At 66.7% G+C, this 8,371-nt stretch carries 11 protein-coding genes; 5 read left to right on the top strand and 6 right to left on the bottom strand.

Annotated elements, in window-relative coordinates; genetic code table 11:
- Positions 1-28: 28 nt before the first annotated feature.
- On the top strand, positions 29-610 hold the full coding sequence (locus tag Q0R27_RS09980) for a DUF6456 domain-containing protein (RefSeq protein ID WP_293943942.1): 582 nt from the start codon (positions 29-31) through the stop codon (positions 608-610).
- Between the two features lie 53 nt (positions 611-663).
- Positions 664-1,320 (top strand): glutathione S-transferase family protein, encoded by a 657-nt coding sequence (locus Q0R27_RS09975; RefSeq protein WP_293943938.1) that lies wholly within the window; start codon positions 664-666, stop codon positions 1,318-1,320.
- Between the two features lie 67 nt (positions 1,321-1,387).
- Here the strand turns inward: Q0R27_RS09975 and Q0R27_RS09970 are convergent, their stop codons facing one another.
- The 5 genes from Q0R27_RS09970 to Q0R27_RS09950 all read right to left on the bottom strand — a co-directional run bounded on the left by Q0R27_RS09970 (position 1,388) and on the right by Q0R27_RS09950 (position 4,618).
- Entirely contained in the window at positions 1,388-1,699 is a 312-nt protein-coding gene (locus tag Q0R27_RS09970; RefSeq protein WP_293943936.1) for a hypothetical protein, read from the bottom strand.
- Positions 1,700-1,707: 8 nt separating this feature from the next.
- Complete coding sequence (gene rplI / locus Q0R27_RS09965; RefSeq protein ID WP_293943934.1) at positions 1,708-2,325, bottom strand: 50S ribosomal protein L9; 618 nt, start codon at positions 2,323-2,325, stop codon at positions 1,708-1,710.
- Positions 2,326-2,338: 13 nt separating this feature from the next.
- Entirely contained in the window at positions 2,339-2,563 is a 225-nt protein-coding gene (rpsR, locus tag Q0R27_RS09960) for a 30S ribosomal protein S18 (protein ID WP_293943932.1), read from the bottom strand.
- A 3-nt stretch (positions 2,564-2,566) separates the two neighbouring features.
- Positions 2,567-3,052, bottom strand: coding sequence for a 30S ribosomal protein S6 (gene rpsF / locus Q0R27_RS09955; protein ID WP_293943930.1), 486 nt, complete (start codon positions 3,050-3,052; stop codon positions 2,567-2,569).
- 249 nt (positions 3,053-3,301) lie between these two features.
- Positions 3,302-4,618 (bottom strand): APC family permease, encoded by a 1,317-nt coding sequence (locus Q0R27_RS09950; RefSeq protein WP_293943928.1) that lies wholly within the window; start codon positions 4,616-4,618, stop codon positions 3,302-3,304.
- 88 nt (positions 4,619-4,706) lie between these two features.
- On the opposite strand from Q0R27_RS09950, the gene fabD reads away from it, so the two are divergent.
- Positions 4,707-5,645, top strand: a complete 939-nt coding sequence (gene fabD / locus Q0R27_RS09945) for an ACP S-malonyltransferase (protein WP_293943926.1) — start codon at positions 4,707-4,709, stop codon at positions 5,643-5,645.
- A complete protein-coding gene (fabG, locus tag Q0R27_RS09940; protein WP_293943940.1) occupies positions 5,645-6,385 on the top strand; it encodes a 3-oxoacyl-[acyl-carrier-protein] reductase in 741 nt (246 codons plus the stop codon). The genes fabD and fabG overlap by 1 nt, the downstream gene beginning before the upstream one ends.
- Here fabG and Q0R27_RS09935 read toward each other — a convergent pair.
- Positions 6,339-7,556, bottom strand: a complete 1,218-nt coding sequence (locus Q0R27_RS09935; RefSeq protein ID WP_293943924.1) for a glycosyltransferase family 87 protein — start codon at positions 7,554-7,556, stop codon at positions 6,339-6,341. The two genes, fabG and Q0R27_RS09935, sit on opposite strands and share 47 nt — an antisense overlap.
- Before the next feature lie 155 nt (positions 7,557-7,711).
- On the opposite strand from Q0R27_RS09935, the gene Q0R27_RS09930 reads away from it, so the two are divergent.
- The coding region (locus Q0R27_RS09930) for an Hsp70 family protein (protein ID WP_293943922.1) at positions 7,712-8,371 on the top strand (660 nt) is incomplete at its 3' end.

Below are 8,371 nucleotides of genomic sequence, written 5' to 3'. Positions count from 1 at the left end.
CAAGCCTTCATCTTGGGAGGAACAAGGCATGGCGCGACGCGATGGACCAAGGCTGCTTGAGGAACGAGCAATTGAAGACGGGGTGGTCAGCGGTCGTCCTGTGCCGCCCCGAACCGACGGCAAACGAGCCGGGCGCGGCAGGGCGCAACCGGGCGGGCCGGTTCGTTCGGTGACGGTCAACCTCGGCGAATCGCCGCTCGGCTGGCTGCTCGCGCGCGGTCATGTCAGCCTCAGGCAATATGAGGCGGGAGAGCGGCTCCGCGCGGACTGGGAGCGAAGCTGCCTTGATCCGCGTGTGACCATGTCGTGGGATGGCGCACCTGTCGCGCGCGGCGGCGGGGCATCGGCGGGGATCGACCTGTCGCTGGCACAGATCGATGCGCGTCGGCGGTTCCACACAGCGACCGAGGCGGCGGGCGCCGGCCTGTCCGACATCTTGTGGCGGGTGGTGTGCGCGGGCGAGGGAATGCGCGAGGCCGAGCGCGCGCTTGGCTGGCCGGTGCGCGCGGGCAAGCTGGTGCTGACCCTCGCGCTCGATCGGGTCGCCGATCATTACCGCATGCCGCTCCCGAGCGATCGACCGGCCCCGGTCGGTCAGGCCACGGCCTGACTGTGGACCGGCTCGCGGAGCCGGCCTATGCCACGCGGGAAGGAGATTTGGGCATGATCCTCTACGGTTCGTCGATGTCGCCGTTTGTGCGCAAGGTGCTGGCGTTCGCGGCCGAACAGGACACCGAGCTTGAACTGAAGCCGATGGGAATAGGATCGACCGATCCGGACTTCCTGCGCGCCAGCCCGCTTCGCAAGATGCCGGCGTTGATCGACGGCGATTACACCCTCGCCGATTCGAGCGCGATCGTTCACTACCTCGACGCGCTGAAGCCGGAAGCGAAGCTGATCCCGACCGAGCCGCGTGCGCGCGGGCGGGCGATCTGGTTCGATGAGTGGGGCGACACGATCCTGTGTGCGTTGGCTGGAAAAATGTTCTTCAACCGGATTGTCGCGCCGCGCTTCCTCGGTCGCGACGGCGACCTTGGGGCCGCCGACACGGCTGAGCATGAGGAATTGCCGGCGGTGCTCGACTATCTCGATACTGCAATCCCGGCGTCGGGCTTCCTGGTCGAGGACCGGCTCACCCTGGCGGATCTGGCCGTTGCCAGCCCGTTCGCCAACTTGGGTCATCTCGGGCTCGACCTGTCGCGCTGGCCCCGTGCGAAAGCCTATGCCGAGGCGATCCTTGCCCGACCGAGTTTCGCGGGACTTGTCGCCCGCGAGCAGGCCTTTTTCGCGCGAGTCGCAGCGCCGACCGCGGCTGCCTGACAGGCAAGACGCCGCGCCTCGCGATGCGGGAGGCGCGGCGCCTGTCCGTCTTGTCGGGGCGGCAGGCCTATTGCCCGTCGAGGTCCGACTGTTCTTCGTCCTGGTCGGTCGATCCCTGACCACGGATCGACTGGCCGCCCGAGCGCTGGGCGGACGTGCTGTCGCCGTAGCCCTGATCCTGCTGGGTCAACGTGTCGCTGTCGTCATAGCTGCCGCTGCTCGCCGCCGACTGGCCCTGCCTGCCCCCGCGCGGTCTTAACCCAATGCCCGGGTGTGCCGTTCCCGGGATTTGCGACGAGCCGAGGGCGGCGCGACGAACCGCCGACCCACGAAAAGGCCGCCGGAGTTTCCCCCGGCGGCCCGTTTCTTCGATCGGCAAACCCGCGCTTACGCTTCGGGGTCGGCCTCGTTAGCAGCGGCCGGAACTTCCGCGTCTGGATTGACCTCGGCGGTCGCGCCCGGCTCGGCGTTGGGGTCATAGGCCTCGGTGAAGCCGGCCTCGTCGCGTTCGAACATCGACGACATGACGTCGACGCCCTGCGACTGCAGTTCGGCCTCTTCGGGCGAGCGGGCTACGTTGACCTTGACGGTCACGCTGACCTCGGGGTGCAGCGCGATGCGCACCTCGTGGAGCCCGATCGACTTGATCGGCTTGCCCAGAATGACCTGGCTCTTGAGCACCTTGGCGCCTTCGGCCTCGAGCGCGTCGACAACGTCGCGTGCACTGACCGAACCGTAGAGCGCGCCGACATTCGACGCCTGGCGGATCAGCACGACCGACTTGCCATCGACGTCCTTCGACGCGACTTCGGCATCGCTGCGCTTGCTGGCGTTGTCAATCTCGATCTTCGCGCGGTTGGTTTCGAACAGCTTGCGGTTCGATTCGTTGGCGCGAAGGGCCTTCTTGTTGGGGAGGAGGAAATTGCGTGCGAAACCGTTCTTCACGGTGACCACGTCACCGATCGAGCCGAGTTTCTCGACGCGTTCGAGCAGGATGACATCCATGTTCTCGTCCTCCCTACTTCACAAGGTACGGCAGAAGGCCGATCTGGCGGGCGCGCTTGATCGCCTTGGCCAGCTCACGCTGCTTCTTGGTGGACACCGCAGTGATGCGGCTCGGAACGATCTTGCCACGTTCGGACACGAAGCCCTGGAGCAGCCGGACGTCCTTGTAATCGATCTGGGGGGCGTCCTTGCCCGAGAAGGGACAGGATTTGCGGCGGCGGAAAAAGGGACGGGCCATCGGTTAAGCCTCCATCTCGGCGCGCGGCGCACGCTCGGGGCGATCACCACCACCAAAGCCGCCACGGTCACCACCAAAGCCGCCACGATCGCCACGGTCACCGCCGAAGCCGCCACGCGGGCCGCGATCGTCGCGTCCACCACGGTCGCCACGCTCACGGTCGCGGTCGTTCTTGCGCATCATCACCGACGGGCCAGCCTCATGGGCATCGACCTTGATCGTCATGAAGCGGAGCACATCCTCGTTGAGGCCAGTCTGGCGCTCGAGCTCGGCGACGGCCGCGGGGGGCGCGTCGAGGTCGAGCATGACGTAATGCGCCTTGCGGTTCTTCGCGATGCGATAGGCGAGGCCGCGCAGGCCCCAGGTTTCGGTCTTGACCACCGATCCACCGTTGTCGGTGATGATCTTGGTCGCGTTTTCCGCGAGCGTATCGACCTGGGCCTGGGCCAGATCCTGACGCGCGAGGAAAACATGCTCGTAAAGCGGCATGCTTGTCTCATCTGTTGGCCGATCGCTGACGCCGCACCATGCGAGCGCCCCTCCGGCTGTCGTCTCAAAATTGAAGGGGGCGCGGCAACGCCAAACCCCGAACGAGCGGGCCTATGGGCGAACGGCAGGCGAAAGGCAAGGTCGTGCGAGCGCCGTTCGGCGACGCCGGATCAGGTTACGGGCTTCGCAAAGGCCGGTTGATCGGGCAGCAAGGACGCGATCGCGCCGGCGAAACACCGTTTGCGGCGTTCACCGACTTTGGCGACTGGTCGCACGATTGAACCGGCGCGACAGCCAGCGGATCGGCAGGCCCGCCGCCGCCAGCCCGAATCCCCACAGCGTCGGCTCCCACCCGGCGCCGATGAACATCACGACTGCGTAGGCGACAGCGACGATCATCAGCGCCGTCCAGCGTCCGCCGACTCCAAGCTTCAGTGTGGCAGCGGCGCAGACCAAGTAAAGCACGAGCGCAGAGACGGTCGAGACCAGCGTAATGAATATATAGACGGGCACGAAACTGTCGCTCGAGCTGGCCAGGACCAGTAGGGCGGCAATGAGCGCGCTGACGATCAGCGCTCCGCTCGGCGCGCCACGGGCGTTGGTGCGACGGAACAGTCGCGGCAAGTCGTCGGCCCGCGCCAGGGTGCGCGAGACTTCCGCCGCCAGCATCAGTAACGCATTGGCGGTACCAAAAGCGCTGACCGCGGCGATGGCGGCGACCACTGCACCGGCGGCCTGGCCGAGGATCGGCGCGATCGCGTCGGCGAAGGGCGCGCCGCTGTTCGACGCGCGCGCGCTCGATAATAGCATGAGGGTGGCGACGGTGGCGGTTAGGTAGATCGCGCCGGTCAGCGCGGTGCCAACCAGCGTCGCCATCGGTACATTGGTCTCGCTGTCGTCGGTGACCGTGGCGACAACCGCGGCGGCCTCGAATCCAGTCAGCGAGAACAGCATCAGCGCCCCTGCAGTGGCGATCCCGGTCAGTGTAAGCGGCACGGCGGCAAGTGGCTCTACCGGGGTGGCGGTGGCGAAGCGCCCGGTGACCAGCAGGACCACCGCCAGCAGCGGCACGATCTTGATCAGCGTCGCCGCGACCTGCAGCCTGCCCGCCGACCGGACCCCGCGCAGGTTGATTGCCAGAAGCGCCGCGATCGAGATTAGCGCGACGGTGATCAGGCCGACCCCGTGGCCGAGGGCCGGCACGACATAGGACAGCGCGCCCGCCACCGCGATCGCGATCGCCGCGACGCCGGTCCATTGCGACACGGCATAGCTCCACAGAGTGACGAAGGCGGTGGTCTCGCCGAACGCCTGCTCGACATAGGCAAACGGGCCGCCGGGAATGCGCGCCGCCAGCAACGCCAAGGCGAGCGCCAGGCACATGGTGCCGCCGATGGTGACGGCAAAGGCAACCAGCATATTCGGCCCGAACGGTGCCAGCGTCGTCGGCAGCAGATAGACGCCTGAGCCGATCATCGTGCCGACGACCATCGCCAGGCTCATCCAGCGGCCGAGCAGGCGGGGCGCGGGGAGGGTATGCAGAAGCGCGCTGGACTTGTCGGTCATGGACGAGAAGCTTCGCACTGTCGTGCGGGCTTGGCAATCGTGACCGCCGGGCTTAGGCCGCGCGCCACTTGTTCACGAGGGGATTTCGATGCGCGCATTCTTGTTTCCGGGTCAGGGTAGCCAGGCGGTCGGCATGGGTGCAGCGCTCAGTGACGCGAGCCGCGCGGCGCGCGACGTGTTCGAGACGGTCGACGAGGCGCTCGGGCAGAACCTGTCGCGGCTGATGCGCGACGGTCCCGAGGACGAGCTCAAGCTGACCGAAAATGCCCAGCCGGCGATCATGGCCAATGCGATTGCGGTGTTCGAGACCCTCGTTCGCGACGGGAAACTGAACTTCACGAACATCGCGAATATGGCGGCCGGTCATAGCCTTGGAGAATATTCGGCCCTCTGCGCGGCGGGGTCACTGGACCTTTCGACCTGCACGAAACTTCTGCGCACCAGGGGCACAGCCATGCAGCAGGCCGTCCCCGTCGGCATCGGGGCGATGGCGGCGCTTCTCGGCGCCGATCTTGACACCGCCCGGCGCATTGCCGCCGCCGCCGCCGAAGGCGAAGTGTGCGAGGTCGCGAACGACAATGATCCGAGCCAGGTGGTGATCTCGGGCCACCTCGGCGCGATCACCCGCGCGATCGCAATCGCCAAGGAAATGGGTGCCAAGCGGGCGATCCAGCTGCCGGTGTCGGCGCCGTTCCACTGCTCGCTGATGAAGCCCGCCGCCGAAGCAATGGCCGAGGCGCTGGCCAAGACCGTCATCGTGCGTCCGGCGCTGCCGATCTACGCCAACGTCACCGCCGCGGCTGACAGCGATCCCGACGTCATCCGCGCCCAGCTGGTCGAGCAGGTCACCGGAATGGTCCGCTGGCGCGAGACGATCGCCAACATGGCGGCGGCGGGGGTCGAGGAGTTCGTCGAACTGGGTGGCAAGGTGCTGGGGCCGATGGTCAAGCGGATCGCGCCCGATGCGCGGGTGACGAGCATCGTCACAATCGACGAGATCGAAGCGCTGGCGAAGGAGATCGCATGATGTTCGACCTGTCCGGAATGACCGCGCTGGTGACCGGCGCGTCGGGTGGCCTCGGGTCGTCGATCGCAAGAGCGTTGGCGGGGCAGGGAGCCCGGCTGGCGGTGTCGGGAAGCAACGAGGCGAAGCTCGCTGCGTTTCGCGATGAGCTTGGCGGCGAGCATGTCGCTCTGCAGTGCAACCTGTCCGACGGGGCGGCGGTCGACGCGCTGGTGCCGCGCGCGGTCGAGGCGCTTGGCGGCAAGCTCGACATCCTGATTAACAATGCCGGGGTAACGCGCGACAATCTGGCGATGCGGATGAAGGACGATGAGTGGGACGCGGTTATTCGCGTCAACCTGGAGGCGGCGTTCCGGCTGATGCGCGCGGCGTGCAAGCCGATGATGCGCGCGCGGTTCGGGCGGATCGTGTCGGTGACCTCGGTCGTGGGCGTGACCGGCAACCCGGGTCAGGCCAATTATGTCGCGTCGAAGGCCGGGCTGATCGGCATGTCGAAGGCGATCGCGCAGGAGGTCGCAAGCCGCGGGATTACGGTCAACTGCATCGCGCCGGGGTTCATGACGTCGGCGATGACCGATGCGCTGACCCAGCAGCAGAAGGCCGCGATCCTGGCGCGCATCCCGATCGGCGCGATGGGGTCGGGCGACGATATCGGCGCGGGCGTGGTCTACCTCGCGAGCCGCGAGGCTGGTTACGTCACGGGGCAGACGCTGCACGTGAACGGCGGGATGGCGATGCTCTGAAGGCCGATGATTTGAGCAGCGCGAGCGCGAGGATCGTCACCGCGCTCAGCCAGCCGACCGGGATCAGCGTATGCTCGGCGACTGCGCGGGCGAACAGCGGCGCGACCCAGGCGAAGGCGAGCAAGGTTCGCTCCCACGGGCCGAAGCCATGTTCCTCGCCGTCGCGCCACAGCCAGGCGATACCGAGACCGAGCACGACGAAATCATAGTCGAGGACGTAAGGCGTCGATAGCAATACCGCGGCGCTGACCGCCGCGTTGCGCAGCGCCGGACGGGCGGAGCGGGCGAGCCACAGGGTAATGGCGATTGCGGTGGTCGTGACGAGCGCCTGCACTGCATAGGCGAACGCGATCGAGCCGCCCCACGAGCGGATGAAGCTGAACGCGCTCATGATCTTGTGCCAGCCGGTGCGGCCTTGCTCGATCACCACGTGGCGGGTGAGCGGGAGGCTGTCGAAGAAGGCCTGCCACACATCCCAGCCCCACATCGCGAAGGTCAGCGCGACGAGGCCGAGCGAGGACAGCGCCGCGCCGAGGATCGCGCGCCAGTTCAGCGTGACGAGCAGCAGCAGCGGGATCAGCAGCGCGAATTGCGGCTTGTAGACGAGGCAGCCGAACAGCAGCCCGGCCGCGAACGGCCGCCGGTCGAGGAGCATCAGCCCGCCGCCGAGCAGCAGCCCGGTCAGGAAGCCGTTGTGGCCGTGAGTCAGGCAGATGAGCGTGACCGGCGCGGCAAGGACGAACAGCCACGTGTCGCGGCGGCCGGTGATGCGGCGGATCATCAGCGTGAATGGGCCGAGCGTCGCCGCCTGCCACACCACCAGTCCGGCGATGTAGGGCAGTGAGGCGATCGCCATCGCGACGAACAGGAACGGCGGTGGATAATGCCAGCCGTAGAGGTCGACGGTCCGGCTGTGGTGGAGGCCTTGCTGCACCTTGAAGTGGGTCGGCCAGTCCCACACGTTCGCGGCGGCGCCGTCCCATGCCATGCGGCCGGCGGCATAGACTTCCGAATAGTCGGTGCCGATCGGGCGGCCCTTCCAGTCGAGCGTGCCGTGGGCGGTGGCGAAAAGGAGGACGAGGCTGGCGAGCGAGACGATCAGGCAGATCACGACAATCCGCCGCACCCGATCATGCGTCAGCCACTCGCCAGTCTTCAGTGCCCCCATCATTCGCCCTGCTTAGCGGTAAATTCCTGACAAATTCATCAGCTTCCACGTCCGCAACCGCAAAACCTTGTCGCTGCGGCATAGCCCCCTATATCGCCTTCGTAATCTGGTGCGGGCTGCGGTGGGGCGGTCCATAACTGGGGTAAAGAGGAAGTAATATGGCAAAAGTGATCGGTATCGATCTGGGCACGACCAACAGCTGCGTCGCAGTCATGGAAGGCGGCAAGCCCAAGGTCATCGAGAATTCGGAAGGCGCGCGCACGACGCCGTCGGTGGTCGCCTTCACCAAGGACGGCGAGCGGTTGATCGGCCAGCCGGCCAAGCGCCAGGCGGTGACCAATCCCGACAACACCATTTTCGCGGTCAAGCGCCTGATCGGCCGCCGGTTCGACGATCCGATCACCAAGAAGGACACCGAGCTGGTCCCCTACAAGATCGTCAAGGGGACTAACGGCGACGCGTGGGTCGGCGCCGGGGGCAAGGAATATTCGCCGTCGCAGGTGTCGGCCTTCACGCTCCAGAAGATGAAGGAAACCGCCGAGGCTTACCTTGGCGAGACGGTTACCCAGGCGGTGATCACCGTCCCCGCATATTTCAACGACGCGCAGCGCCAGGCGACCAAGGACGCCGGGCAGATCGCGGGCCTTGAGGTGCTGCGGATCATCAACGAGCCGACTGCGGCGGCGCTCGCCTATGGCCTCGACAAGAACGACGGCAAGACGATCGCGGTCTATGACCTTGGCGGCGGCACGTTCGACGTGTCGATCCTCGAGATCGGCGACGGCGTGTTCGAAGTGAAGTCGACCAATGGCGACACG

This window comes from Sphingomonas sp., from assembly GCF_025362505.1.
In the GTDB taxonomy this organism is placed as follows: Bacteria; Pseudomonadota; Alphaproteobacteria; order Sphingomonadales; family Sphingomonadaceae; genus Sphingomicrobium.
The sequence above is the reverse complement of the archived record's forward strand: the minus strand, read 5'-3'. Positions and strand labels throughout refer to the sequence as shown.

Bases quoted from the DNA above. Each gene is read 5' to 3' on its own strand.
- Q0R27_RS09980 (WP_293943942.1), top strand. From the start codon at position 29: ATGGCGCGACGCGATGGACCAAGGCTGCTTGAGGAACGAGCAATTGAA.
- Q0R27_RS09975 (WP_293943938.1), top strand. From the start codon at position 664: ATGATCCTCTACGGTTCGTCGATGTCGCCGTTTGTGCGCAAGGTGCTG.
- rpsR (WP_293943932.1), bottom strand. From the start codon at position 2,563: ATGGCCCGTCCCTTTTTCCGCCGCCGCAAATCCTGTCCCTTCTCGGGC.
- rpsF (WP_293943930.1), bottom strand. From the start codon at position 3,052: ATGCCGCTTTACGAGCATGTTTTCCTCGCGCGTCAGGATCTGGCCCAG.
- fabD (WP_293943926.1), top strand. From the start codon at position 4,707: ATGCGCGCATTCTTGTTTCCGGGTCAGGGTAGCCAGGCGGTCGGCATG.
- Q0R27_RS09950 (WP_293943928.1), bottom strand. From the start codon at position 4,618: ATGACCGACAAGTCCAGCGCGCTTCTGCATACCCTCCCCGCGCCCCGC.
- rplI (WP_293943934.1), bottom strand. From the start codon at position 2,325: ATGGATGTCATCCTGCTCGAACGCGTCGAGAAACTCGGCTCGATCGGT.
- fabG (WP_293943940.1), top strand. From the start codon at position 5,645: ATGTTCGACCTGTCCGGAATGACCGCGCTGGTGACCGGCGCGTCGGGT.
- Q0R27_RS09935 (WP_293943924.1), bottom strand. From the start codon at position 7,556: ATGATGGGGGCACTGAAGACTGGCGAGTGGCTGACGCATGATCGGGTG.